We start from the raw sequence: 24,854 nt of genomic DNA, 5'->3' as shown, positions 1-24,854 counted from the left end.
ATCACGCCCGCACCGCCATGCGTCGCAGCGCGAACAGCGCGATGGCCAGAAACAGCAACACCGGCAGGCTGGCCGCCAGCAGCGGCGGCAGGTTGTACACCAGCCCTAGGTGAGTGATCGCGCGCATCACGATCACGAACGAGACCCCGATCGCGATCCCGATAAACAGGCGCTGGCCGGCGCCGCCCTCGCGCTGCGAGCCAAACAGGAACGGAATCGCCAGCAGCAGCATCACGAAGGTGCTGGCTGGCAGGGTAAAGCGCTGCCAGAACGCGACCTCGTACGGGGCGGCGTCCAGCTGGTTCTGCTGCAGATAGTCGATGTAGCGGGAGAGGTCGAGCGCGGCCATCTGGCTGGGCTCGACCACCAGCACGTCGAAATATTCGGGGGCGATCAGCCGGTCGATCGTCTCCTGCTCACGGTGTTCGGCAACCACGCGGTCATGCGACAGCTGCGAGCGCTCCACGTCCTCCAGGCGCCAGTCGCCATCGACAAACTGGGCCCGCGCCGCGCGGGTGATGCGGCTGGGCTCGCGATCCCCGGTGAACTCGATGATGCGCACCCCGATCAACTGATTCCCGGCCAGCACCGACTCGGCGTGGATCATCCGCTGCCCATCGCGCGCCCAAAGCCCCATCGACCCCACGCTGATCTCCTCGTCGAAGGCCGAGGCCTTCAGCGCCTGAGCGCGCGTCTCCGAGGCCGGAGCAAAGAATTCGCCGATAATCAGCATCACCATCACCACCACCAGCCCCGCCTGCAGCACCCAGACGATGAACCGGCCCAGCGTCATGCCGGCGGCCCGCATCGCCGTCAGCTCGCTGTTCGCCGCGAGATTGCCCAGCCACAGAAGCCCGCCCAGCAGGGCTGCCGAAGGCAGCATCTCGTACATCCGCCGTGGCAGGGTCAGGGCCACGTAGAGCATCGCCTCGGTGACCCCGTAGGTGCCGGTGCCGGTATCGCGCAGCTCGTCGATCATCGCGAACACCGCGTCCAGCGCGACCAGCAATACCACGGCCAACGCCGTGCCGATCAGCACCTGGCGGATCACATAGCGCCCCAGCACCGTGGTCATGGCGCCCCTCCGGCATCACGCAAACGAGGAGTGGCCGACCGCAGCCGCAACAGGCCCTTGTGCCAGGCCAGCACCACCCACAGCACCAGCATCAGGCCATGGGTCCACCACAGCCCCAGGGCCAGCGGCGTGCGGCCGTCGGCCAGCTGCCCCTGCCCGAGGATCAGGAAGTTTGCGTACAGCACGTACACACCGATCGCGGCCGGGATGCGTGCGTAGCGCCCGGTGCGGGGCGGTACCTGCGCCAGCGGCAGCGCAAGCAATGCCAGCACCAGGATTGACAGCGGCATCGCCAGACGCCATTCCAGCTCGGCACGCGCCTCGGGATCGTCGCGCTGCGCCCACAGCGCGGAGGTCGGCAGCGCATCCAGGCTGGCGCGCCGCGTGGTTGGGTCGGGCTCGGTAATCTGGGTGCGCAGGCGCTCGAACTCCAGCATGCGGAAGCTCGCGGTGCCGGGCTCGCCGACATAGCGGTAGCCATTCTCCAGCAGCAGGAAGCCGCTGCCCTCGGCCTCGGGATCGGGCACCGCGCGCTCGGCCACGGTGATCTGCGACTCGCCGTCCACCTCGCGATAGATGAAGACCTCCAGCAAGGCCTCGCGATCCGCGCTCATGCGCTCGGCGAAGAAGACCTGATCGCCCACCCGCGAGCGCAGGAACCGCCCCGGGGCAATCCCCACCAGGTCGGAGCGCTGCTCGGCCAGGTCACGCAGCTGGTCGATCTGCGCCTCGGTACGGGGCACCACCATGGTCATCAGCACCAGCAACAGGATCGCGGCCGGGGCCGCCACCCAGAACAGCGCACGGTAGAGGGCCGCGAACGACATCCCGCTGGCCTGCAGCGCGGTCATCTCGCTGTCGCGCTGCATGCGCCCGAACACCAGCATGAACGCCAGAAACAGCGCGACCGGCCAGAGGAACACGATGCCCTTGAACGCCCCGAACGCGACCATGCCGGGGAGGAAATCGACCGGCAGGCTGCCCTCGGCGACGTCGCGCAGCACCCGCGCCAGTACGCCGCCGATGATGACCAGCAGCAGCACCACGCTCACCGCAGCCTGGGTCAGCCACAGCTCGCGGGCGATGAAACGCTCGGCACGACGCAGAATCACGCGCGCATCACCCCGCGTCGGACGCGACGCGTGGTCGGGCGCCGCTCGGCGCTGGTAACATGCTCGGACTCATTTTCGGGAGGCATTCATGCAATTCTCCGTCACCACCTCGACCCTCGACAAACCCCGCGTCGGCATCCGCGCCGCCGGGATCGCCCACAAGCGCAAGCTGGCCGCGGGCGCCAGCGCCCTGGATGCCGCGCGCGACGGCGAGATCGCGGCCCTGCTGAAGGCCGGCGAGATGGATGGCGAGGCCGGCAGCCGGCTGTTGCTGCCCGGCGGTGGAACCCCAGGCAATCAAGGGAAGGGTAGCGCACTCCTGATCGGCCTGGGGGCGAAGAAGGACTTCGACGCCCGCGCCGCGCGCAAGGCGGCGCAGGCCCTGGCCGCCGCGCTGGTCGAGCGCCCGGCCGCCAGCGCCGCGGTCGCAGTCGCGGACTTCCAGCCGCGCGGCAAGGACATCGCCTGGGTGGTGCACACCCTGGTCGCGGCGATCTCGGAGGCCGCCTACCGCTTCACCCCGTTCAAGGGCAAGGAGAAGACCACCCCGGTGAAGCTGGACAAGATCCAGCTGTGCGTGGAGCGCAAGGACGCCGAGGCCGCTAAGAAGGCCTGCACCGAGGCCGCGGCCATCGCCACCGGCGTGAACCGCGCGAAGGACCTGGGCAACACCCCGCCGAATGTCTGCTACCCGGAGAGTCTGGCCGAGACCGCACGCGAGATGGCCAAGCAGCACAACACACTGAAGGCCACAGTGCTGGACGAGAAGGACCTGGAGAAGCTCGGGGCCGGGGCCATCCTGGCGGTAGGCAAGGGTTCCGAGCGCCCGCCGCGCTTGATCGCGATGGAGTACTCCGGCGGCAAGAAGGGCGACGCCCCGGTGGTGCTGGTCGGCAAGGGCATCACCTTCGACACCGGCGGTATCTCGCTGAAGCCCGGTGCCGAGATGGACGAGATGAAGTACGACATGTGCGGCGCGGCCAGCGTGTTCGGGGTGATCGAGGCCTGCTGCGAGCTGGGGCTGCCGATCAACGTAGTCGGCGTGGTCACCAGCGCCGAGAACATGCCCGACGGCCGCGCAACGCGCCCCGGCGACATCGTCACCACTTTGTCCGGGCAGACCGTCGAGATCCTGAATACCGACGCCGAGGGGCGCCTGGTGCTGGCCGATGCGCTGACCTGGGTCGAGCGCTACAAGCCGAAGGCCGTAATCGACATCGCCACCCTGACTGGGGCCTGCATCGTCGCGCTGGGCCATCAGGGCGCGGCGATCCTGGGCAACAACGAGCGCCTGGCGAAGGGCCTGCTGGCCGCCGGCGAGGAGACCGGCGATCGCGGCTGGCAGCTCCCGCTGTGGCCGGAGTACCAGGAACAGCTGAAGAGCAATTTCGCCGACATGGCCAATATCGGCGGGCGCCCCGCCGGCACCATCACCGCCGCCTGCTTCCTGTCGCGCTATACCGAGGACTACACCTGGGCGCATGTCGACATCGCCGGCGTGGCCTGGAAGAGCGGCAAGGAGAAGGGCGCGACCGGCCGCCCGGTACCGATGCTGATGCGCTACCTGCTCGACCAGGCCTGATCCGGGTCGGGCGCGGATGACCCACGTCAGCTTCTACCTGCTGCAGGACCCGGCCCCAGAGGCGCGGCTGCGCTTCACCTGCCGCCTGGCGAAGAAGGCCAGCGGCCAGGGCCATCGCGTGCACATCCACACCGGCTCGCCGGAGCTGACGCGCACGCTGGACGAGTGGCTGTGGACCTTCGAGGACACCGCCTTCCTGCCGCACAGCACCGATGTGCGCGATGCGGAAGTCCCGGTCTCCCTGCACGAGGCCCATGCCCCGTCGGATCGCTGCGACGTGCTGATCAACCTGGCGCCGGAGGTGCCGGAGTACTGCGGGCGCTTCGAGCGGGTCGCGGATATCGTCGGCGGCGAGGAATCGGAACGCGAGGCGGGCCGCGCCCGCTACCGCTACTTCAAGGAACGCGGCTACCCGCTGCAGCACCACAACATCTGACACGCACCACGCCAGGGAAACACGAACTCTTCAGGCCTTGTGCCAGATCAGCACCTGGTTGTTGACCGGCATGTCCACCACCTCGGCCCGGCCAAGCCCGTGCTGCCCGGCCAGCGCGTCCAGATCGGCGCGGTCGCGCACGCCCATGCCCGGGTCCTGCTGGCGCAGCATCGCGTCGAAACGGGCATTGGACGGCGCCGTGTGCGCGCCGTCATGCGCGAACGGGCCGTACAGGGCGAAGACCCCACCCGGCGCCAGCACCCGCCCCACGCCGGCAAAAAAGACCTCGACCGCCGGCCAGTGCATGATGTGCACGGTATTCGCGCTGTAGACGTAGTCGAACGGCCCCTCGGGCCAGGGGTCGGCCAGCACGTCCAGCGCCACCGGCACCCGCAGGTTCGGCAGCGCCGCGTCCGCGCGCCAGGCCTCCACCCCCGGAAGGTTCTCCGCGACATCGCTCGGGAGCCAGTCGAGGTGTGGCAGGGCGCCGGCGAAATACGCCGCGTGCTGCCCCGTTCCCGCCCCGACCTCCAGCACACGCCCCGGTGCGGCAAAACGCTCGCGCAACACGGACAGGATGGGGTCGCGGTTCTCCTCTGCGGCCGGGGCGTACGGCTTGTGTCGGGACATCATCTCTCCTGCATACGATTTCGGGTCATTCTGGACGCACCCGGGGCGGACTGCCATGATCGAGGGACATCCCGAACACAGGCCCGCCCCATGTCGCATTCCCGCTGGTTTGCCTGGCCCCGAGTCCTGATCGTTTCCCTGGTGTTCACCCTCGCGCTCGCCGCTAGTGACGCCCTCGCCCGCGAAGTCGATCCGGAGGCTCTGGAACGCGTGCTCCCGGTGGAGCTGGCGACCGTCGGCATGGATGCCCAGACCGGCGCCCCGATCGCCCTGCTGCGCGACCCCGACTCCGGCGAGGTGGTACCGATCGTGATCGGCCCCGACCAGGCACAGGCCATCCTGCTGGCGATGCACGAGGTCCAGCTGTCACGCCCGCAGACGCACGACCTGATGATCAACCTGCTGGACGAACTGGATGCGACCCTTGAGCGCGTGATCGTCGACGGCCTGGTCGACGGCACCTACCTTGGCTGGCTGGAACTGCGCGTGGAGGGAGAGGACGATCCGCGCTACATCGACACCCGCCCCAGTGACGGCCTGGCCCTGGCCGTGCGCACCGGTGCCACGATTGCGGTCTCGCCCGACGTCCTCGAGGCCGACGTGCCGTTCGAGTTCAGTCCACCCGGTGACGACGAGGTGGTGACCGCACTCGGTATCACCGTAATCGCGGTGCGCGACGACCTGCGCGATGCGCTGGAACTGCCGGATGAACCCGGCGTGCTGGTCAGCCGTGCCCAGGGCGCGGCCGCAGCCGCCGGCCTGGCGCAGGGCGCGCTGATCCTGGAAGTGAACGGGCAAACCCCCGAGACCCCGATCGAGTTTCTGGATGCGGTCTCCGCGACCCCGGATGGCGAAGAGGCGGAGATCCGCTTCTGGCTAGACGGCGAGGAACGCACCATCACCCTGCCCACCGATGTCCCGCAGATCGAGGAGTCGGACGACGCCTTGGCGGTGTAGCGGATCTGGCCAGGAAAGAAGTCAGTCGGCAGTCGGCAGCCGCGAGCGCAGCCAGTCCAGCGTCGCGGCCGTGGCCGCGTCCGGCTGTCCGCCCTCGCCGCGCAGGGCCTGCAGGGCCTCGCCGGCCAGCTGCTTGCCAAGCTCCACGCCCCACTGGTCGAAGGCATTGATGCCCCAGAGCGTCGCGAGCACATAGATCTTGTGCTCGTACAGCGCGATCAGGGCCCCGAGCGTGGCCGGATCGAGTTGCTCGAGCAGGATCACGGTGCTGGGCCGGTTGCCCGGGAAGGTACGGTGCGGGGCCAGGGCATCGATCTGCTCGGGCGCGACACCGGCCGCAGCCATCTCCGCGCGCACTGTGTCCTCGTCCTTGCCCAGCGCCAGGGCCTGCGCCTGCGCCACCAGGTTCGCCAGCAGCAGCGGGTGCTGGGCCGGCAGGTCGTGCTCCGGCCGGGCCACACCGATGAATTCCGCCGGGATCACCCGCGTACCCTGATGCAGCAGTTGGAAGAACGCGTGCTGGCCATCGGTGCCGACCGCCCCCCAGACGATGCTGCCGGTATCCTCATCCACCGGGTGGCCATCCAGCCGCACCCGTTTGCCGAGGCTCTCCATCTCCGCCTGCTGCAGGTAGGCGGGCAGCAGGGCCAGGCGCTCGTCATAGGGCAGGACCGCACGGGCGCAGGCCCCCAGCAGGTTCTGGTTCCAGTAGTCGACCAGGGCCATGCGAACAGCGGCATTGTCGGCAAGGGCCGTGCCGCGCACGTGCTCGTCCATCCTGTGCGCCCCGCCGAGGAAGGCGCGAAAGCCATCCATACCCAGCAGCAGCGCCACCGGCAGACCGATCACCGACCACACCGAGTAGCGCCCGCCGACCCAGTCCCAGAAGCCGAACATGTTGGCCGGGTCGATCCCGAACTCCACTACCCGCTCGCGCGCGGTGGACACCGCGACAAAGTGGCGCGCGACCGCCTCCTCGGGAAAGCGGCCAAGCAGCCAGTCGCGCGCGGCGCGGGCGTTGGTCAGGGTCTCCTGCGTGCCGAAGGTCTTGGAGGCGACGATGAACAGGGTCGTCTCGGGGTCGGCCTCGCGCAGCTCGGCGGACAGCGCGGCGCCATCCACGTTGGAGACAAAGCGCACGGTCAGCGGAGCGCCCGCAGCGGTCGGACGGGCATGTGCGGCCAGGGCACGGCAGACCATCCGCGGCCCCAGGTCGGAGCCGCCGATACCGATATTGATCACGCGCCGGATCGGCTGGCCGGTATGGCCCGTGTGTTCGCCCGCGTGAACCCGGCGCACGAAGGTCTCCATGCGCTCGAGTTCCGCGTGCACCACCCGCGCCAGGTCCTCGCCCGCGACCTCGCAGCGAGCGCCGGATGGCAGGCGCAGCGCCGTGTGGAGAGCCGCACGGTCCTCGGTGATGTTCACGCGCGCGCCCGCGAACAGGCGCCCCAGGGCCCCGGCCACACCGCAGTGATCCGCATGCGCCGTCAGGGCCTGCCAGGCCGGGCCGTCCAGCCGCTGGCGCGTCCAGTCCAGGCGCAGACCCGCGATCTCCTGCACATCCCGCTGCACGCGGCCCAAGTCTTCTTCCAGCAGGTTTCGCAGGGGGCGCTCGTTCAGCCGCCCTGCATGTGCAGCCAGATCATCACTCCGTGCCGCTTCGTTCCCTGAGATCATCCGTGTGCCCCTCGCGATGGTGACTCCAGATTGCAGCGCGCCGCCCGTCCGTTCAATGCCCAGGCGCGTGTCGTCGCCCGTCCCGTTCCATATCGCTCCGGGCGCGTGCGTTACACTCTTGGAAACACAGCCGGGGCTCCCGGTTCCACCCTTGTTTCCCCAGGGAACTGTTATGCGCATCCTTTTCGCCAGTAGCGAGGCATACGGCCTGACCAAGACCGGGGGCCTCGCCGACGTCAGCGCCAGCCTGCCCGTCGCCCTGCGCCGGCGTCGACAGGATGTGCGGCTGGTCGTGCCCGGCTATCCGGAGGCCTGCAGCCAGCTGGCCCACGCGCAACCCTTGCCCGGTCCCCCGGATGCGCCCTGGAAGCTGATCGAAGGCCACCTGCCCGGCACCAAACTGCCGGTCTACCTGGTCGACTGGCCGGAGTACTTCCAGCGGGCCGGCAACCCCTACAGCGCCAGCAATGGCATGGACTGGCCGGACAACGCCCAGCGTTTCGCCGGGTTCGCGCGGGCGATCACCGCCATCGCCCGCGACGAGGCCGGGCTCGACTGGGCACCGGAACTGGTGCACCTGAACGACTGGCAGACCGGCCTGGTGCCCGTGTTCCTGGACCCCGAGCGCAGTGGCGCCCCGCGCCCGCGCACGATCTTCACGATCCACAACCTCGCCTATCAGGGCCTGTTCCCGGCGCAGGCGATGGACGATCTGGGGCTGCCGCCCGATCTGTGGACCCCGGACGCCCTGGAGTTCCACGACCAGTTGTCGTTCATGAAGGCCGGACTGGTCTTCGCCGATGCCATCACCACCGTCTCGCCCACCTACGCCCGCGAAATCCAGGAGCCGGAATCGGGCATGGGCCTGGACGGCGTGCTGCGCGCCCGCGCCAAGGATCTCTACGGCATCCTGAACGGGGTCGACTACCGCGCCTGGGATCCCTCCCGCGATCGCCACATCGCTCAGACGTACTCGTCGGAGGATCTGGCCGGCAAGGCCCAATGCAAGGCCGCCCTGCAAAAGCGCATGGGGCTGGACGTGGATCCGGACGTGCCGATCCTCGGCCATGTCGGGCGCATGGTCGAGCAAAAGGGCGTGGACCTGATCCATGCGGCCTGCACCCCGTTGCTGGAGTCCGGACGCGTGCAACTCGCCCTGGTCGGTTCCGGACAGAAGGACCTGGAACATGCGACCGGCGCCCTGGCCCGGACCTACACCGGCCGCGTCGGGGTGCATATCGGCTACGACGAGCCGCTGGCGCACCAGATCGAGGCCGGGTCCGACCTGTTCCTGATGCCCTCGCGCTTCGAGCCCTGCGGCCTGAACCAGATGTACAGCCTGCGCTACGGCACCCCGCCGGTGGTGCATGCCACGGGCGGGCTGGCGGACACCGTCGTGGACGCCAGCCCCGCAAACCTGGCCGACGGCACGGCCACCGGTTTCAGCTTCACGCCCGACACGGTCAGCGCCCTGACGCAGGCCCTGGAACGCGCCCTCGAGCTGTACCAGCAGCGCGCCGACGGGCGCTGGGAACAGCTCCTGCGCACCGGCATGAGCCAGGAATTCGACTGGACCGCCAGCGCCGAGCACTACCTCTCGCTGTATCGCCAACTGGTTCCCCGCAGGCGACAGGCTACGACCGGCTAATCTGCGCTATAATCATCCTCTTTTCGCGCTAGCAACGTTCCCCACAAGGCCGGCCCATGGGCCGGCCTTGTGCGTGCAGAAGGGCTTATGACTCAAACCGACCTAGACGACCGATTCCTGCCCAAGGACAAGGAACTGCGCGCCCGCGTGCGCCTGTTCGGCGAACTGCTGGGTAACGTAATTCGCAAGCTGGAAGGCCAGACCGTATTCGACGCGGTGGAAAAGCTCCGCCGCGGTTTCGTGAGCCTGCGCAAGGACGAAGATCCCCAGCTGCGCCAGCGTCTGATGGCGGACATCACCCACTTCGACGCAGCCCTGACCGAACGCGTAATCCGCGCGTTCAGCATCTACTTCAGCCTGGTCAACATCGCCGAGGAAGACCTGTTCTACCGCTGGCGCCGCGCGCAGGTCTCCAGCGGCGAACCGTTGTGGACCGGCTCGTTCGACCAGACGCTGCGCGAGTTGCACAACGAGGGGGTGACCGCTGCCGAACTGGAACGCCTGCTCGCGGAACTGCATTACCAGCCGGTGTTCACCGCGCACCCCACCGAGGCCCGTCGCCGGACCACGATGGAGAACCAGCGCCGCGTATTCGAGACGGCCGACCGGCTCAACCAGCCCGAGCTGGGCGAGGAAGAGCGCCGTCTGATCATCGAGGAGCTGGAGACCCAGATCCAGCTCCTGTGGCGCACCAACGAGGTGCGGGTGAAAAAGCCGCAGGTCCAGGACGAGATCAAGTACGGGCTGTTCTATTTCGAGGAGAGCCTGTTCGAGGCGATACCGCAGTCCTACCGCTTCCTGGAGAAGGCGATCCGGCGCATCTACGGGGTACACCCGGACGGCAGCCTGCCCGTGCGCATCCCGGCCTTTCTGCACTTCGGCTCCTGGATCGGCGGTGACCGCGACGGCAACCCGAACGTCACCCCGGAAGTCACCGAACTGGCCTGCCGCCTGGCGATGGAGCAGGTCCTGCGCGAATACATCAAGCGGGTCAATCACCTGCGCAATGTCCTCACCCACTCGGCCTATATGTGCCAGCCGTCGCAGGAGTTCCTCGACAGCCTGGACGCCGACAGCAACATCGCCAACGCCGTGTTCCACGGCGCCTCCGACCGTTTCGAGAGCGAGCCGTACCGGCGCAAGCTGTACATCATGCGCTACCGCCTGCGCGAGACGCTGGAGACGGTCTGCCGGCGCATCCAGGGCGAAGCGGCCGTGCTGCCGACCAACAGCGCCTACGCGGACGCCGACGCTTTTCTTCAGGACCTGAACCTGATCCGCGACTCGCTGATCAGCCATGGCGACCGCAACATCGCCTCCGGCGCGCTGACCGACCTGATCCGCCTGGTCGAGACCTGCGGCTTCCACCTGCATCACCTGGATGTACGCCAGGAGTCCACGGTCCATGGCGAGGCCGTCGCCCAGCTGCTGCAGCAGCTGGCCCCGGAAGTCGACTACAACACGCTGGACGAGTCCGACCGTCAGAAGGTCCTGAGCGATCTGATCGCGGCACCGGCGCTGGCCGATCTGAATCGCGAGGCCCTCGACGAGGGTGCGCAGGAGACCCTGCGCGTATTCGAGGTCATCCAGGCGATGCGCCGCGAGATCGGCCCGGATGGCATCGGCACCTACGTGATCTCGATGACCCATGCCGCCTCGCATGTGCTGGAGGTCCTGCTGCTGGGCCGCCTGGCGGGCCTGGCCGGCGAGGACGAGAACGGCGAGCCGTTCTGCCACCTGCGCATCTCGCCGCTGTTCGAGACCATCGAGGACCTGCTGCATGTCGAGGACGTGCTGGAAGGCCTGCTGTCCAACCCGGTCTATGCCCGCCTGCTGGCCGCCTCCGGCAACGTCCAGGACGTGATGCTTGGCTACTCCGATTCCTGCAAAGATGGCGGCATCCTCGCCTCCAGCTGGAACCTCTACGAGGCGCAGAAGAAGATCGTCGGGATCACCGACCGCTTTGGCGTGCGCTGCCAGTTGTTCCACGGGCGCGGCGGTACCGTGGGCCGCGGTGGCGGCCCGACCCATGAATCCATCCTGGCCCAGCCCCCGGCTACCGTGCAGGGCCGGATCAAGTTCACCGAGCAGGGTGAGGTGCTGTCGTACAAGTACTCCAACGCGGAGACGGCAGTCTACGAACTGGGCATGGGGGCGACCGGGCTGATGCTCGCCTCGCGCAGCCTGATCCGCCCGGCACGCCAGGACCGCGACGAATACCGCGCCACGATGGACGAGCTGGCCCGCGCCGGCGAGGATGCCTACCGCGACCTGATCGACCGCACCCCGGGGATTCTCGACTACTTCTACGAGATCACCCCGGTGCAGGAGATCGGTTTCCTGAACATCGGCTCGCGGCCCTCGCACCGGCGCAAGACGGACCGTTCCAAGAGTTCGATCCGGGCGATCCCCTGGGTGTTCGGCTGGGCGCAGTCGCGCCATACCCTGCCCGCCTGGTACGGGATTGGATCGGCGCTGGAGCAGTGGCGGGGCGAGGATCCGGCACGCCTGGAACAGCTGCAGCGGATGTACCAGGAGTGGCCGTTCTTCCGGTCCCTGCTGTCGAACTGCCAGATGGCGCTGACCAAGGCCGACATGCGCACCGCGGCCGAGTACGCGCGCCTTTGCAGCGATCCGGCACTGGCCGAACGCCTGTACTCGCGCGTACGCGAGGAACACACGCGCACGGTCAACGAGGTCCTGCGCGTCGCCCGGCTGGACAACCTGATGGACGAGACGCCACTGCTGGCGCGCTCGCTGCAACGGCGCAACCCGTATCTGGACCCGCTCAACAGCATCCAGATCCACCTGCTGCGCGAGTCGCGCCAGTTCGACGCCAAGGCCGACGATGACGCGGACAACCCCTGGCTGTCGCCACTGCTGCGCTCGATCAACGCGATCGCTGCAGGGATGCGCAACACCGGCTGAGCACAGTCATCCGCCCCCGTGCTGGACCCGGGGGGCGGTGCGCACCGCCTTGCGTTAGAATCGCGGCATGCGCCTGCTGCTGCTCATCGTTGCCATCGTCGCTGTCTTTCTGGCGGTCCGCACCCTGGTGCGCTCCACCAGCGCACGCAAGGAGTCCGTCTCGCGTGACACCCGCCCCGAACGCCTGAAGGAAGGCGGCGCGGTGATCCGTTGCGCCTACTGTGGCGTACACGTCCCGGAGGCCGAGGCCTACCGCGATGGCGATCGCCTCTACTGCTCCCCGCAACACGCCGAGGTCGACCGCAACCGGCAGAACGCCGGGCCCGGTTCCGACTCGGGCGCCGACTGATCCCGCGGGAGGTCGGCATCCATGGGGGGGCCCATCGCGCTTGATGCCGACACGCGCCGCTCGGCCTGGCTGTTCGCGCTCTACCGGGTCTTTGTCGCCAGCGTCCTGCTGATCCTGGGGCTGGTACCCGAGGGCCCCGTGGGGCTGCAAGCCGCGGCACCGGAGATGTATCCCGCGCTCGCCGGCGGCTATCTGGTCTTTGCGTTGTTCGTCGCGGCGATGACCTGGCGCCCGGCCCGCGACCCCAACACGACCAGTCTGGCGGCTCTCGCGCTACTGGGCGGGATTGGCGACACCATCAGCCTGGTCGCGCTGGTCCTGGTCGCAGGCGGCGTGGGCACCGGCATCGGCCTGTTGCTGATCCCCGCGGTGGTGGCCGCCACCCTGCTCTCCGGAGGACGGCTGAGCCTGTCACTGGCCGCCGTCGCCACCCTTGGCCTGCTCACGGCCGAGGCGGCGGCGATCTTCCTGCTGGACCAGGACGGCTCGGGCCTGACTCAGGCCGGGCTGCTCGGCGCCACGCTATTCGCCGCCGGGCTTCTCGCCCGGCATGTCGCGCGCCGCGCGGGGGCGACCCGCGCCCAGGTGGAGCGTCAGGAAGAGGACCTGGCGAACCTCGCCGAACTCAATGCCCAGATCATCGCGCGCATGAGCGCCGGCGTCATCGCAGTCGACCCGGATGGCGAGATCCGTTCGATCAACGAGGCCGCTCGCCGCCTGCTCCCGCCCCGCCCCGGCCGCCAACTGGCCGCGATCTCCCCCGCGCTGGCCCAGCGGGTCGAGCAATGGCAAAGCACGGGGATGCGCACGGACACGCAACAGCTGCCGGGGGATCGTGACCAGCCCGCCCTGCAGGTCCGCCTGACCCCCCTGGGCGACCGCGGGACGCTCCTGATCCTCGAGGATCTCGCGGAGATCCAGCGTCAGGCACAGGCCAGCAAGCTGCAGGCGCTGGGCCGCTTGACCGCGAGCATCGCCCACGAGATCCGCAACCCGCTCGGCGCGATCAGCCACAGTGCCCAGCTGCTCGCCGAGTCCCCCCAGCTGACCCGCCCCGACCAGCGTCTGCTGACCATCATCAACAAGCAGAGCAAGCGCGTGAACGAGCTGATCTCCAACGTTCTGAGCCTGTCCCGACGCGATACCGGGCAACGCGAGCGGCTGAACCTGCAGGAGTTCCTCGACCGCTTCGTCGACGAGTTCTGCGGCGCCCTGCAGATCCCGCGCGTCGCGCTGCACGCCAGGATCGAGCCGTATGATTCCGAGGTACTGTTCGACCCGTCGCAGCTGAATCAGGTCCTCTGGAACCTGTGCACCAATGCCCGCATACACGGGGGCCACGACCAGCCAGGCACACCGCCGATCGTGCTGCGTGGCGGCGCCGGCCAGGTCGCCCGGGTTGTCAGTCTCGATATCCTCGACGCAGGACCCGGCATTGCGCCGGATCAGCGCTCCGACCTGTTCGAACCGTTTGTCTCGAGTAGCGGCGGGGGTTCCGGGCTGGGCCTGTACATCTCGCGCATGTTGTGCGAGAACAACGGGGCAACCCTGGAGTACGTCAGCACACCCACCGGCGGGTGCTTCCGCATCCTGTTCGCCCCGACGGAAGGCAGCACGGAAGCATCGTCGACGGAGCCCGCGAGGGAACGCGCATGAGCATTCGCCACGTCCTGGTCGTGGACGACGAACCGGACATCTGCGAACTCCTCGAGATCACGCTCTCCCGCATGGGGATCGAGGCCACCACGACCGAACGCCTGAACGCGGCGCGCGAACTGCTCGCCCAGCAGGATTTCGACCTCTGCCTGACCGACATGCGCCTGCCCGACGGCGACGGCCTGGATCTGGTGCGCCACATCCAGGGCCAGCGCCCGGACCTGCCGGTGGCCGTGATCACCGCCCACGGGAGCGTGGACACCGCCGTCCAGGCCCTGAAGCTCGGTGCATTCGACTTTGTCAGCAAGCCCGTGGACCTGCAGCAGCTGCGCGAGCTGATCGACACCGCACTGCGAATGGAACCCGCCCCCGACCTGCCCGGCGCGCTGAATGCCGGCACGGTCCCGGACGCCGAAACCACCCGCATCGACAGCCCCCTGCTCGGTCAGGCCCCACCGATGCAGACCCTGCGCGCGACCATCCAGAAGCTGGCGCGCAGCCAGGCGCCAGTGTTCATCCGTGGCGAATCCGGCTCCGGCAAGGAGCTGGTGGCACGCGAGATCCACCGCCTGGGGCCGCGCAGTGATCGCCCGTTCGTGCCGGTCAATTGCGGGGCCATCCCCGGCGAGCTGATGGAGAGCGAGTTCTTCGGCCACCGCAAGGGGGCCTTCACCGGGGCCACGCAGGATCACACCGGGCTGTTCCAGGCCGCCAGCGGCGGCACGCTGTTTCTCGACGAGGTCGCCGACCTGCCGCTGCCCATGCAGGTCAAGCTGCTGCGCGCGATCCAGGAACGCGCGATCAAGCCGGTCGGGGGCACGCGCGAGATCCCGGTGGACGTGCGCCTTTTGTCGGCCACCCACCACGACCTGGAGCGCGCGGTGGCCGAGGGGCGCTTCCGCCAGGACCTCTACTACCGCCTGAACGTAATCGAACTGAAGGTCCCTGCGCTACGTGAACGACGCGAGGACATCCCGGTGCTGGCCCAGTGCGTGCTGGCACGGATCAGCGACCAGTGGGGTACCGAACCGCTGGAACTGGCGCCGGACGCACTCGAGGTCCTCGCCCGGCATCCCTTCCCGGGGAACGTGCGCGAACTGGAGAACATCCTCGAACGCGCGGCCACCCTCAGCGAGGGCCCCACGATTCACGCCGACAGCATTGACCTGCCCCGTTCCGCACATGGCGAACCCTTGCCATCGGCCGAGGCCCCGGGCTTTGTCCCCCCCCCGCCCCGGCGCGAGATACCGACGGCAACGGCGGACGACGTCGCCCTGGACCAGCGCCTGGCCGAGCAGGAACGCCAGGCCATCGCCACGGCGCTGCAGCAGACCGGCGGCAACCGCACGGCGGCGGCGCGCCTGCTCGGGCTCAGCTTTCGCCAGCTGCGCTATCGGCTCAAGAAGCTCGGGATCGAGTAAAAGGGACAGATCAGGCGCGGCGCGGCGGCGGGTCAGGGATCGCCGCCAGCCACTGCTCCAGTTCGAACAGCGGAAGCCCCACCACGTTGGTGTAGGACCCGGCAATCCACTCGACAAAGGCGGCACCGCGCCCCTGGATCGCATAGGCCCCGGCCTTGCCGCGCGGCTCGCCCGTCGCCCAATAGTGCTCGATGTCGGATGGCGTCAGCGGCCGCATGCGCACGCGGGTCGTCACAGTGCATGCCCGCATGGATTCACCGGGCCGACACAAGGCCATGCCGGACACCACCCGGTGCTCCCTGCCGGAGAGGCGTTGCAGCATAGCCGCCGCATCGGCGAAATCCTCGGGCTTTCCCAGGGCCTCGTCGCCCGCCGCGACCAGGGTATCCGCGGCCAGCACCCACTGCCCCGGGGCGCTGCGTTCGAGGGCCGCCTCCGCCTTGGCGATGGCGAGGCGCTCGACCAGCGCCTCTGGTGACTCGCCCGGCCGCGGGGTCTCGTCCACATCCATCGGGGCCACCTCGAAGGCGAGCTGGATCTGCTCCAGCAGTTCGCGACGGCGCGGGGATGCGGAGGCCAGCAGCAGCGGGTGCGACACGGGCGTCACGCGCGATGGTAGGGGTGGTTGTTCAGCAGCGACCAGGCACGGTAGATCTGCTCGGCGACCAGCACCCGCACCAGCATGTGCGGGAAGGTCAGCGGCGACAGCGACCAGGCCCATTCCGCGCGGGCGCGCACGGCCTCATCCAGCCCCGCGGCCCCACCGATCACCAGTGCGATATCGCGCCCGTCCTGCTGCCAGTCCGCCAGACGCCGCGCGACGCCCTTGGTGTCCACACCCTTGCCGCGCTCGTCCAGCAGAATCACGCGGGCGCCCTCGGGTATGGCCTTCAGCAGGATCTCGCCCTCGCGCCGCAGCAGCGTGGCCGTATCCATGGACTTGGCCCCGGAGGGACCGGCCAGGACCTGCAGGTTCAGGTTCAGCTCGCGCGGCAGGCGACCGGCATATTCGTCGAAACCGGCCGCCACCCAGTCGGGCATGCGCTTGCCGATCGCGATCAGGTCCAGGCGCATGGCGGCGCGGCCCGGTCAGCCGCGCAGGCGGCGGACGCGTTCCAGGCTGGGGTCCTCCGGGGCGGCCTTTTCGGTATCCGCGGCCTCCTCGGCCAGCCAGAGCTTTTCCAGGTTGTAGAAGTCGCGGGTCTCCGGGAGCATCACGTGGACGATCACGTCGTTCAGGTCCACCAGCACCCACTCCTGGCTCTCCTGGCCCTCGACCCCCAACGGCTGGATGCCGGCCTTCTTCGCCTCGAGTGCGACCGATTCGGCCGCCGACTGCACATGCCGCCCGGAGGTCCCGGAGGCGATCACCATGAAGTCGGCCAGTGTGGTCTTGCCACGCACATCGATAGTGCGAATGTTCTGCGCCTTGATGTCTTCCAGCGCGGTGGTCACGAGTTCAAGCAGTTGTTCGCTGTTCATGTATCGATCAGGTTCCGTGATGTCGTTGGACCCCGGCCCGGTACAGGCCGTGGTCCTGAATGTAGCGGTTGACGGCGCCGGGGAGCAGGAAGCGCGGGCTGCGCCCGGCAAGCAGTTCTTCGCGGATGGCCGTGGCGGAGATATCGAGCTGCGTCACCGGCTGGAAATACACCCGGCCCGCCGGGCTGGAACGCAGCGCGGCCGAGTCATGCGTGGCCGCATTGCCCAGCCAGCCGCCCAGCTCCTGCGAGGCCGGACTGCCCGGGCGGTGCGAGACCACGATATGGGCCAGATCGAACAGCTGTTCCCAGCGGTTCCACGACGGCAGACCGGCGAAGGCATCCATGCCCATGATCAGCACCAGCGGCGCCTCGGATCCCAGCTCCTCGCGAAAGCTCAGCAGGGTATCGACCGTGTAGGAGGGCCCTTCGCGGTCCAGCTCGCGGCGGTCGGCCACGAAACCGGGCACATCGCGGATCGCCCGCTCCACCATCGCCAGGCGGTCATCGCTGCCGGTACCCGGACTCGTACGATGCGGCGGCACGTGACAGGGGATGAAATGCACCCGTTCCAGCCCCAGGTGCTGCTGAATCTCCAGCGCGGGCCGCAGGTGGCCGAAGTGGATCGGGTCGAAGGTGCCGCCGAGAACCCCGATCACGCGGGAATCGCCCCAGGGAGACGCCGGTTCAATCGCGCGCAGCAGATCAGCCCCAAACCCGTCGGGCCCCTAGCTACGCACATGACCGTCGCCGAACACCACGTACTTGAGGGTGGTCAGGCCGTGCAGGCCCACCGGGCCACGGGCGTGCAGCTTGTCGGTGGAGATACCGATCTCCGCGCCCAGGCCGTACTCGAAGCCATCGGCGAAGCGGGTGGAGGCATTCACCATCACCGAGCTGGAGTCCACCGCACGCAGGAAGCGCCGGGCCCGGGTATAGTCCTCGGTCACGATGCTGTCGGTGTGATGCGAACCGTACGTATTGATGTGGTCGATCGCCGCGTCCAGGTCGTCGACCACGCGGATCGCGAGGATCGGGCCCAGGTATTCGGCCACCCAGTCGTCCTCGGTGGCCTCGGCGATGTCCGCCCCGCTGTCGGCGAGGATGGCCCGGGTACGCGCACAGCCACGCAGGCTCACCTGGTGCTCGCCCAGGGCCGTCGCCAGGCGCGGCAGGAAGGCCTCGGCCTGATCCGCGTGCACCAGCAGCGTCTCCATGGTGTTGCAGGTGCCGTAGCGCTGGGTCTTGGCGTTCACCGCCACGGCCAGCGCCTTGTCGAGATCGGCCCCGCCATCCACGTACACGTGGCAGACACCATCCAGGTGCTTGATCACCGGGATCTGCGACTCGTTGCTGACACGCTCGATCAGGCCCTTGCCACCGCGCGGGACGATCACGTCCACGTACTGCGGCATGCGCAGTAGCGCGCCCACCGCCGCGCGGTCGGTGGTCGGCACCACCTGCACCGCCTCGCGCGGCAGCCCGGCCTGCTCCAGCCCGGCCTGGATGATCGCGGCCAGGGCCTGATTCGAGTGCAGGGCCTCGGAGCCGCCGCGCAGGATCGCGGCATTGCCGGACTTCAGGCACAGGGCGGCGGCGTCGATGGTCACGTTCGGACGCGACTCGTAGATGATGCCGATCACGCCCAGCGGCACACGCATTTGACCCACCTGGATGCCGCTCGGCTGATAGGCCATGTCGGTGATGGTGCCCACCGGATCGGGCAGCCCGGCCACCTGGCGACAGCCCTCGATCATGGTGTCGATGCGCGCGTCGGTCAGCGCCAGGCGGTCCAGCATCGCGGCGTCCAGGCCGCGCGCGCGCCCGGCCTCCAGATCGCGGCCGTTGGCCTCCACCAGCTCCGCACGCCGCGCGGCGATACCCTCGGCGATCGCGTGCAGTGCCGCGTTCTTCGCGCCCGGCTCGGCCTCGGCCATGCGCCGCGAGGCCACGCGAGCGGCGCGCCCCAGGGCTTCGACCTGGGCGATCACGTCGGCGGCAGCGGATTCGGTCGGGTGTACGGCAGCGTTCATGCAATCAGACTCGTTCGGTGTTCAGTGCGGGCAATGGCCGGGACAACCGGCGTCCCGCCATACGGGCCACCAAGTCTAGCAACCCCTGCCGCGCGTTGCCGTTTTCCTGACCCTTGATGACCCGATCCACACGCGCGGCCTCGCCCAGCAAGCCACGCGCCGCCGGCAGGCTCAGCCGCGACATCGCCTGGCGCAGGGCCTTCTGACCGTCCCCGAAGCTGCCCTGAAAGGCCTCGCGATCCGGTGCCCCGGCCGCCTTGCGTTCCATCGCCTGCACCAGCAGGCGGCATTCGCGCGCCAGCGCCCAGAGAATCAGGGGCTCCGGCTGCCCCTCGTCGAGCAGCCCCTCCAGCATGCGCAGAGCATGGCGGGCATCGCCGCGCAGTGCCGTCGGGGCCAGTGCAAACAGCTCGAAGCGCGCGGCGTCGGTGGTGGCCTCCGCCAGCACGGCCTCGTCGATGTCGGTCACGCCCGCCAGCGCCAGCTTCTCGATCTCCTGGCGCGCGGCCAGCAGATTGCCCTCGATGCGCGAGACCAGCAGCGCCAGCGCCGGCTCCGTAATCTTCAGGCCGTGGCGCTGCAGGCGAGCGCGGACCCACGGACCCAGCTGGGATGGCGGGATCGGACGCGCGTGGAGCACCACCGCGCGGTTCTCCAGCGCCTTGAACCAGGCCGCCCGGCGCATGTCCCGATCCGGCCGCGGGAGCTGCAACAGCAGCACGAGGTCATCCTGGGGCTCGGCCGCATAGGCCTTCAGGTGGTCGCCGCCCACCTTGCCCGGTTTGCCGGTGGCCAGGCGCAGGTCCAGCACGCTGCGCTCGGCGAACAGGGACCGGTCGCGGATCGCGGACTCGAACGGCGCCCAGTCGGACTGCGCGGTCATATCCAGCACGGTCCGTTCCAGAAAGCCCTGGTCGCGGGCCGCCGCACGGATCGCGTCGGCCGCCTCAATCGCCTGCAATGGCTCCTCGGCCAGCAGCAGGTAGATCGGCGCCACGCCGCGCGCCAGATCCTGTTCCAGGCGGGCGAGATCCTGGGCCATCAGTCGGTAGGTTCTCCAGTCATCGGCTGGTCATCCTCGAACTCGACATCCGTGCGCAACTGCCCGTCGGCTCCGATCACCGCCTGAATACGACGCTGCAGCTGGCTGACGATATCCCGGTTCATTGCCTCGCGCAGGGTCTCCTCGCGCTCGGAACGGCTGAGCACCGCCGAGCCGTCGAACAGATAGATCCGGCTTGCATGCAGCGTCCCCAGATCCACGGCCTCTCCGTCCACCGGGCGCAGGCGCACCTCCACCGATCGGATCAGTTCGTACTCCGCGACCCGTGCCGCGTCGGTCACCGACAGCGTGCGCCGCCGGTCGCGCACGGAGCGCACATCCAGGGTAGCCCCCTGCCCCTCGGGGCGCTGATCGACCACCTCGACCCCGGCCGAGCCGAAGGCCACCGCCAGCTCGCGGTACAGGGAGTCACGCGGATTCACGCCGGTGATCTGCACCGGGGCCAGGGCCTCCGGCCAGTCCATGCTGCCGCGCAGCTGGAAGCCGCAGGCGGCCACAGCAACCGCCAGCCATACGACCAGCACTGCGCGCAGCACCGCGGTCATTGCGGCTTCACCACGAAGTTCACCAGGCGACCGGGCACCACGATGACCTTCACCACGTTGTGTCCCTCAATGTGCCGCTGCACGTTCTCGTCGCCGCGCGCGGCGGCCTCGATCGCATCGCGGTCGGCACCGGCGGGGACCGCGATCTCGGCGCGGCGCTTGCCGTTCACCTGCACCGCCAGGGTCTCCTGCGCGGCCTGGCGCGCGGCCTCGTCGACCGTCGGCCAGGCGGCGGTTGCGACCAGCCCGTCATGGCCCAGCGCGCGCCACAGGGTCTCGGTCACATGCGGGATGATCGGCGCCAGCATGCGCACGATGCCCTCCAGCACCTCCTGGCGCACGACTGCAGCCAGCGGCGCATCCTTCGGGAATTTGCCGAGGTCGTTCAGCAGCTCCATGTTCGCGGCCACCGCCGTGTTGAAGGTCTGGCGCCGCCCGATATCGTCAGTCACCTTGGCGATGGTGTCGTGCAGCTTGCGCCGCAGCTCGCGCCCGGCGTCGTCCAGCGCGTCCACATCCAGCGCACCCGGCGCATCGCCGTTCACGTGCTCGTGCACCGCCCGCCAAAGGCGCTTGATGAAGCGCTGCGCGCCCTCGACGCCGGAGTCGGACCACTCCAGCGACAGGTCCGGCGGCGCGGCGAACATGGTGAACAGCCGCGCGGTGTCGGCGCCGAAGCGCTCGATCAGCGCCTGCGGGTCCACGCCGTTGTTCTTCGACTTGGACATCTTTTCCATGCCACCCACGACGACCGGCTGGCCGTCCTCGCGGTGTCGCGCCGCCTTTACCGAGCCGTCCTCCGCGCGCTCCAGCTCGACATCGGCCGGGTTGATCCAGTCCTTGCCGCCGTCACCGCGTTCGCGGTAGAAGGTCGGCGCGATCACCATGCCCTGGGTCAGCAGCCGGGTGAATGGCTCGTCCGAGGCCACCAGGCCCTCGTCGCGCAGCAGCTTGTGGAAGAAGCGCGCGTACAGCAGGTGCAGCACCGCATGCTCGATACCGCCGACGTACTGATCCACCGGCAGCCAGTGGTCGGCGCGCGGGTCCAGCATCGCGGTGTCGTTGTCGGCGCAGGCATAGCGGGCGAAGTACCAGCTCGACTCGAAGAATGTGTCGAAGGTATCGGTCTCGCGCCGTGCCGGCTTGCCGCATTCCGGGCAGGTTGCCTCGTAGAATTCCGGCATGCGTGCCAGCGGCGAGCCGGCGCCGTCCGGGATCACGTCCTCCGGCAGGCGCACCGGCAGGTCGGCTTCCGGCACCGGCACCGCACCGCAGTCGTCGCAGTGGATCACCGGGATCGGGCAGCCCCAGTAGCGCTGGCGCGAGATGCCCCAGTCGCGCAGGCGGTAGTTGCGCCGGCGCCGGCCAAGCCCGGCCTGCTCCAGGTGTTCGGCGATCGCAGCCTTGGCCGCCTCGGAGGCCTGCCCGTCGAAGTCGCCGGAGTTCACCAGCACGCCGGGATCGGTAAAGGCCGCAGCCTGTACATCGCACTCGGCACCGTCGGCCGGGGCGATGACCTGGCGAATCGGCAGGTCGTATTTCGTGGCGAATTCGTGGTCGCGTTCGTCGTGTGCCGGCACGGCCATCACCGCGCCGGTGCCGTATTCCATTAGCACGAAGTTGGCGACCCAGACCGGGACCTCCGCACCGGTCAGCGGATGGCGGGCGGTAAAGCCCAGCGACCGGCCCTTCTTCTCCATGGTCGCCAGATCGGCCTCGGCCACCCCGCCCTGCGCACAGTCGGCGACGAACGCGGCCAGTTCGGAGTCGTTCTCCGCCAGTGCCTGCACCCGCGGGTGTTCCGGGGCCAGCGCCATGTAGGAGACGCCGAACAGGGTGTCCGGGCGCGTGGTGTAGACGGTCAGCGGCTCGCCACCATCCACCGCGAACTCCAGCTCCACGCCCTCGGAACGCCCGATCCAGTTGCGCTGCATCGTGCGTACCTGGTCCGGCCAGCCGTCCAGCCCGTCCAGGGCCTCCAGCAATTCGTCGGCGTAGTCGGTGATGCGCAGAAACCACTGCGGCATCTCGCGGCGCTCGACCAGCGCACCGGAACGCCAGCCGCGGCCTTCGATTACCTGCTCGTTGGCCAGCACGGTCTGGTCCACCGGGTCCCAGTTCACCGTGGCCTTCTTGCGATAAACCAGCCCCTTTTTCAGCAGGCGCACGAACAGCCACTGTTCCCAGCGGTAGTAGTCGGCATCGCAGGTAGCGAACTCGCGCGACCAGTCGTAGGCAAAGCCCAGGCGCTTGAGCTGGGTGCGCATCTGCTCGATGTTCTGGCGCGTCCAGGCGGCCGGTGGCACATGGTTCTGCATCGCCGCGTTCTCCGCGGGCAGGCCGAAGGCATCCCAACCCATCGGCTGCAGCACGCTTCGACCCTGCATGCGCTGGAAGCGGGCGATCACGTCACCGATAGTGTAGTTGCGCACATGCCCCATGTGCAGCTTGCCCGAGGGGTAGGGGAACATGGACAGGCAGTAGAACGGCTCGCCGGAGGCATCCTCACGCGCGCGGAAGCACTCGGCCTCCTCCCACTGGCGCTGTACCTGCGCCTCGATCACCTCCGGGGAATACTGCTCCTGCATGCGCCTCACCTGTGCCTTTATCGCGGGAAACAAAGAACTGCGCAGAATACCAGCCGCCCGTACCCCCTCCAAGCAAACGACGCTGACCGGGGCACCCGGGCAACCCGCCGGTTTTCGAGACGGACTTCAAAAAATGACCGGAACCACTGCGCATCACGACGGACGGAATCAGTGAGCCCACGAAAAAAGTCCCAAGGAGTTGAGGACATGAGTGAGGAAAAGGACGAAATCCCCGTTGTAAAACGCGCCTACCCCGAAGATCTGGGCGAAGTCGAAAGGGAACACACACCCGAGACCGAGAGTCCCGCGATACGCACGGTGGAACCCGACCATCTCGGGACCTGGCTGGGCAAGGGCTGGCGAGACCTCTGGAAAACCCCCGTGGCCCTGATACACGGCCTGGTCATCGCGATCGTCGGCCTGGTGCTGCTGGGAATGTCATGGAACCAGCCCTGGATGGCCTTTTCCTTCCTGGCCGGTTTCCTGTTTCTGGGGCCAGTACTCGCCGTCGGCGTGAACTACCTGGCGATGGAACGCGAACAGGGGCATTCCACGGGTGCAGGGCTGGGATGGCTTACCCATCTGGGAGGCTCGGTCTGGGTGTTCGCCCTGCTCCTGGCCCTGATCTTCGTCATCTGGGCGAGCTTTGTCTGGATGTGGATCGCCGTGCTGAATATCGGCGAACTGGGCGTGACCGGGCAGCTGCATCACCTGGTGGGCACCATGCTGACCACGGGCTCCGGGATTATCTCCCTGATCGGGGTGATTGTGGCCGCCGTGGTGTTCGGGCTCATTGTCTTCGTGCTGAGCCTCGTCACCTTGCCCGCCATGATCGATCATCGTGCCCGCGAGGAGGCCCCGCAGACCACGCTGATTGACGCGATCGGGATGAGCCTGAAGGCCTTCAGCCACAACCGGGGCACGCTGATCCTGTGGGGGCTGATCATTACCGCCCTGTTCGCAATCTCGGTGGCCACGGCCCTGCTGGCACTGATCGTGATCTTCCCGTGGCTCGGCTTTGCGATGTGGCACGGCTACCGGGATCTGGTCGAAACTGCGTAAAAAGGCTCTAATCCTGGGGAGGGGCGTCCGCCCCTCCCCAGCAATCGACGGAGGAATCGATGAGCGAAGAACGCAGTGAAGAGGAACGCGAGAACCGGTTGAGCAGCGCCTACCACCGGATGCTGCACGAGGTCACCGAGGACCTCGAGAAGCTGGAAGACAAGACCAGCAAGGCAATCACCGAGACACTGGAAAACGCCCGCGACCGCGTACAGAAGGCCAGCGACCTCACGCGCGAGGAGGCGCACGAGGTCATGGACTATCTGCGCCGCGACCTGCAGGACCTGGGGGCCTACCTGGACAGCCGCAGCGAGGACTGGCGCGGCTGGCTGCGGATCGATCTCGGGCTGATCGAGGCCAGCGTTCTCAATGCGCTGGAGCGCATCGCCGACAGGACCCGCATCGAGATCACCGAGCTAACCGCCCGCGCCCAGGTGATGGGCGAATGGCACACCGGCGAGATCACCGGCCCCGGCGAGCTGTTGTGCAAGAAGTGCGGCCACGCGCTGCACATGACCAAGGTCGCGCGCATCCCGCCCTGCTCCAACTGCCACAATACGACCTTCCGCCGCGGCCCGGGCGGCCCCGAGGCCGCGGAGGCCTAAGGG

22 protein-coding genes are annotated in these 24,854 nt (G+C 68.5%); 10 read left to right on the top strand and 12 right to left on the bottom strand.

The genetic code is table 11. The features are described 5' to 3' along the window. Position 1: 1 nt before the first annotated feature. Entirely contained in the window at positions 2 to 1,075 is a 1,074-nt protein-coding gene (gene lptG, locus F579_RS0111505) for an LPS export ABC transporter permease LptG (RefSeq protein ID WP_018138161.1), read from the bottom strand. Continuing rightward, positions 1,072 to 2,187: an LPS export ABC transporter permease LptF gene (lptF, locus tag F579_RS0111500; protein ID WP_019024848.1), complete on the bottom strand. Its 1,116-nt coding sequence runs from the start codon at positions 2,185 to 2,187 to the stop codon at positions 1,072 to 1,074. The genes lptG and lptF overlap by 4 nt, the downstream gene beginning before the upstream one ends. A gap of 88 nt (positions 2,188 to 2,275) precedes the next feature. Between lptF and F579_RS0111495 the strand changes: the two genes are divergently transcribed. Together F579_RS0111495 and F579_RS0111490 are read left to right on the top strand one after the other, a co-directional pair. Then, entirely contained in the window at positions 2,276 to 3,769 is a 1,494-nt protein-coding gene (locus F579_RS0111495) for a leucyl aminopeptidase (RefSeq protein WP_019024847.1), read from the top strand. A gap of 16 nt (positions 3,770 to 3,785) precedes the next feature. Next, the gene (locus F579_RS0111490; protein WP_019024846.1) at positions 3,786 to 4,205 is read left to right on the top strand and encodes a DNA polymerase III subunit chi; all 420 of its coding nucleotides are present in this window, start codon (positions 3,786 to 3,788) and stop codon (positions 4,203 to 4,205) included. 30 nt (positions 4,206 to 4,235) lie between these two features. Here F579_RS0111490 and F579_RS0111485 read toward each other — a convergent pair whose 3' ends face one another. Then, positions 4,236 to 4,835 (bottom strand): DUF938 domain-containing protein, encoded by a 600-nt coding sequence (locus tag F579_RS0111485; RefSeq protein WP_019024845.1) that lies wholly within the window; start codon positions 4,833 to 4,835, stop codon positions 4,236 to 4,238. Between the two features lie 90 nt (positions 4,836 to 4,925). Here F579_RS0111485 and F579_RS0111480 point away from each other — a divergent pair, with 90 nt between their 5' ends. After that, positions 4,926 to 5,792, top strand: a complete 867-nt coding sequence (locus tag F579_RS0111480) for a bifunctional nuclease domain-containing protein (protein ID WP_019024844.1) — start codon at positions 4,926 to 4,928, stop codon at positions 5,790 to 5,792. A 21-nt stretch (positions 5,793 to 5,813) separates the two neighbouring features. Here F579_RS0111480 and pgi read toward each other — a convergent pair whose 3' ends face one another. After that, positions 5,814 to 7,472, bottom strand: a complete 1,659-nt coding sequence (gene pgi, locus F579_RS0111475; protein ID WP_019024843.1) for a glucose-6-phosphate isomerase — start codon at positions 7,470 to 7,472, stop codon at positions 5,814 to 5,816. Between the two features lie 172 nt (positions 7,473 to 7,644). On the opposite strand from pgi, the gene glgA reads away from it, so the two are divergent. The 5 genes from glgA to F579_RS0111450 all read left to right on the top strand — a co-directional run bounded on the left by glgA (position 7,645) and on the right by F579_RS0111450 (position 15,474). Beyond that, a complete protein-coding gene (gene glgA / locus F579_RS0111470) occupies positions 7,645 to 9,120 on the top strand; it encodes a glycogen synthase GlgA (protein ID WP_019024842.1) in 1,476 nt (491 codons plus the stop codon). Between the two features lie 87 nt (positions 9,121 to 9,207). Beyond that, positions 9,208 to 12,048, top strand: coding sequence for a phosphoenolpyruvate carboxylase (gene ppc, locus F579_RS0111465; RefSeq protein WP_019024841.1), 2,841 nt, complete (start codon positions 9,208 to 9,210; stop codon positions 12,046 to 12,048). Positions 12,049 to 12,115: 67 nt separating this feature from the next. Further along, positions 12,116 to 12,397: a PP0621 family protein gene (locus F579_RS0111460; RefSeq protein ID WP_019024840.1), complete on the top strand. Its 282-nt coding sequence runs from the start codon at positions 12,116 to 12,118 to the stop codon at positions 12,395 to 12,397. A 21-nt stretch (positions 12,398 to 12,418) separates the two neighbouring features. After that, a complete protein-coding gene (locus F579_RS0111455; RefSeq protein ID WP_019024839.1) occupies positions 12,419 to 14,053 on the top strand; it encodes a PAS domain-containing sensor histidine kinase in 1,635 nt (544 codons plus the stop codon). Then, positions 14,050 to 15,474 carry a sigma-54 dependent transcriptional regulator gene (locus F579_RS0111450; RefSeq protein ID WP_019024838.1) on the top strand — a complete coding sequence of 475 codons (1,425 nt, stop codon included), beginning with the start codon at positions 14,050 to 14,052 and terminating at the stop codon, positions 15,472 to 15,474. Before F579_RS0111455 ends, F579_RS0111450 begins: the two co-directional genes overlap by 4 nt. 10 nt (positions 15,475 to 15,484) lie before the next feature. Here the strand turns inward: F579_RS0111450 and F579_RS0111445 are convergent, their stop codons facing one another. The 8 genes from F579_RS0111445 to leuS all read right to left on the bottom strand — a co-directional run bounded on the left by F579_RS0111445 (position 15,485) and on the right by leuS (position 23,184). Further along, positions 15,485 to 16,081: a nucleoside triphosphate pyrophosphatase gene (locus F579_RS0111445; protein WP_026301089.1), complete on the bottom strand. Its 597-nt coding sequence runs from the start codon at positions 16,079 to 16,081 to the stop codon at positions 15,485 to 15,487. After that, entirely contained in the window at positions 16,078 to 16,548 is a 471-nt protein-coding gene (gene rlmH / locus F579_RS0111440; protein WP_019024836.1) for a 23S rRNA (pseudouridine(1915)-N(3))-methyltransferase RlmH, read from the bottom strand. Before rlmH ends, F579_RS0111445 begins: the two co-directional genes overlap by 4 nt. 15 nt (positions 16,549 to 16,563) lie before the next feature. Next, entirely contained in the window at positions 16,564 to 16,956 is a 393-nt protein-coding gene (gene rsfS, locus F579_RS0111435) for a ribosome silencing factor (RefSeq protein WP_018138175.1), read from the bottom strand. Positions 16,957 to 16,963: 7 nt separating this feature from the next. After that, positions 16,964 to 17,614, bottom strand: a complete 651-nt coding sequence (gene nadD, locus F579_RS0111430; protein WP_019024835.1) for a nicotinate-nucleotide adenylyltransferase — start codon at positions 17,612 to 17,614, stop codon at positions 16,964 to 16,966. A gap of 69 nt (positions 17,615 to 17,683) precedes the next feature. Further along, complete coding sequence (locus F579_RS0111425) at positions 17,684 to 18,988, bottom strand: glutamate-5-semialdehyde dehydrogenase (RefSeq protein ID WP_019024834.1); 1,305 nt, start codon at positions 18,986 to 18,988, stop codon at positions 17,684 to 17,686. 4 nt (positions 18,989 to 18,992) lie between these two features. Then, entirely contained in the window at positions 18,993 to 20,030 is a 1,038-nt protein-coding gene (holA, locus tag F579_RS0111420) for a DNA polymerase III subunit delta (protein ID WP_019024833.1), read from the bottom strand. After that, a complete protein-coding gene (gene lptE / locus F579_RS0111415) occupies positions 20,030 to 20,596 on the bottom strand; it encodes an LPS assembly lipoprotein LptE (protein WP_018138179.1) in 567 nt (188 codons plus the stop codon). The genes holA and lptE overlap by 1 nt, the downstream gene beginning before the upstream one ends. Then, positions 20,593 to 23,184: a leucine--tRNA ligase gene (gene leuS, locus F579_RS0111410; RefSeq protein WP_019024832.1), complete on the bottom strand. Its 2,592-nt coding sequence runs from the start codon at positions 23,182 to 23,184 to the stop codon at positions 20,593 to 20,595. The genes lptE and leuS overlap by 4 nt, the downstream gene beginning before the upstream one ends. A 207-nt stretch (positions 23,185 to 23,391) precedes the next feature. On the opposite strand from leuS, the gene F579_RS0111405 reads away from it, so the two are divergent. Next, on the top strand, positions 23,392 to 24,246 hold the full coding sequence (locus F579_RS0111405; protein WP_012983496.1) for a DUF2189 domain-containing protein: 855 nt from the start codon (positions 23,392 to 23,394) through the stop codon (positions 24,244 to 24,246). Positions 24,247 to 24,305: 59 nt separating this feature from the next. Then, on the top strand, positions 24,306 to 24,851 hold the full coding sequence (locus F579_RS0111400) for a zinc ribbon-containing protein (protein WP_019024831.1): 546 nt from the start codon (positions 24,306 to 24,308) through the stop codon (positions 24,849 to 24,851). Positions 24,852 to 24,854 lie beyond the last annotated feature (3 nt).

It is taken from the genome of Thioalkalivibrio sp. ALJ21, assembly GCF_000378605.1.
GTDB lineage: Bacteria > Pseudomonadota > Gammaproteobacteria > Ectothiorhodospirales > Ectothiorhodospiraceae > Thioalkalivibrio.
This window is presented reverse-complemented; position numbering and strand designations above follow the sequence as displayed.

Bases quoted from the DNA above. Each gene is read 5' to 3' on its own strand.
- holA (WP_019024833.1), bottom strand. From the start codon at position 20,030: ATGGCCCAGGATCTCGCCCGCCTGGAACAGGATCTGGCGCGCGGCGTG.
- rsfS (WP_018138175.1), bottom strand. From the start codon at position 16,956: ATGAACAGCGAACAACTGCTTGAACTCGTGACCACCGCGCTGGAAGAC.
- ppc (WP_019024841.1), top strand. From the start codon at position 9,208: ATGACTCAAACCGACCTAGACGACCGATTCCTGCCCAAGGACAAGGAA.
- F579_RS0111460 (WP_019024840.1), top strand. From the start codon at position 12,116: ATGCGCCTGCTGCTGCTCATCGTTGCCATCGTCGCTGTCTTTCTGGCG.
- F579_RS0111400 (WP_019024831.1), top strand. From the start codon at position 24,306: ATGAGCGAAGAACGCAGTGAAGAGGAACGCGAGAACCGGTTGAGCAGC.
- F579_RS0111455 (WP_019024839.1), top strand. From the start codon at position 12,419: ATGGGGGGGCCCATCGCGCTTGATGCCGACACGCGCCGCTCGGCCTGG.
- F579_RS0111490 (WP_019024846.1), top strand. From the start codon at position 3,786: ATGACCCACGTCAGCTTCTACCTGCTGCAGGACCCGGCCCCAGAGGCG.
- F579_RS0111495 (WP_019024847.1), top strand. From the start codon at position 2,276: ATGCAATTCTCCGTCACCACCTCGACCCTCGACAAACCCCGCGTCGGC.
- lptE (WP_018138179.1), bottom strand. From the start codon at position 20,596: ATGACCGCGGTGCTGCGCGCAGTGCTGGTCGTATGGCTGGCGGTTGCT.
- F579_RS0111480 (WP_019024844.1), top strand. From the start codon at position 4,926: ATGTCGCATTCCCGCTGGTTTGCCTGGCCCCGAGTCCTGATCGTTTCC.
- F579_RS0111450 (WP_019024838.1), top strand. From the start codon at position 14,050: ATGAGCATTCGCCACGTCCTGGTCGTGGACGACGAACCGGACATCTGC.
- F579_RS0111405 (WP_012983496.1), top strand. From the start codon at position 23,392: ATGAGTGAGGAAAAGGACGAAATCCCCGTTGTAAAACGCGCCTACCCC.
- glgA (WP_019024842.1), top strand. From the start codon at position 7,645: ATGCGCATCCTTTTCGCCAGTAGCGAGGCATACGGCCTGACCAAGACC.
- F579_RS0111425 (WP_019024834.1), bottom strand. From the start codon at position 18,988: ATGAACGCTGCCGTACACCCGACCGAATCCGCTGCCGCCGACGTGATC.
- lptG (WP_018138161.1), bottom strand. From the start codon at position 1,075: ATGACCACGGTGCTGGGGCGCTATGTGATCCGCCAGGTGCTGATCGGC.
- F579_RS0111485 (WP_019024845.1), bottom strand. From the start codon at position 4,835: ATGTCCCGACACAAGCCGTACGCCCCGGCCGCAGAGGAGAACCGCGAC.
- leuS (WP_019024832.1), bottom strand. From the start codon at position 23,184: ATGCAGGAGCAGTATTCCCCGGAGGTGATCGAGGCGCAGGTACAGCGC.
- rlmH (WP_019024836.1), bottom strand. From the start codon at position 16,548: ATGCGCCTGGACCTGATCGCGATCGGCAAGCGCATGCCCGACTGGGTG.
- pgi (WP_019024843.1), bottom strand. From the start codon at position 7,472: ATGATCTCAGGGAACGAAGCGGCACGGAGTGATGATCTGGCTGCACAT.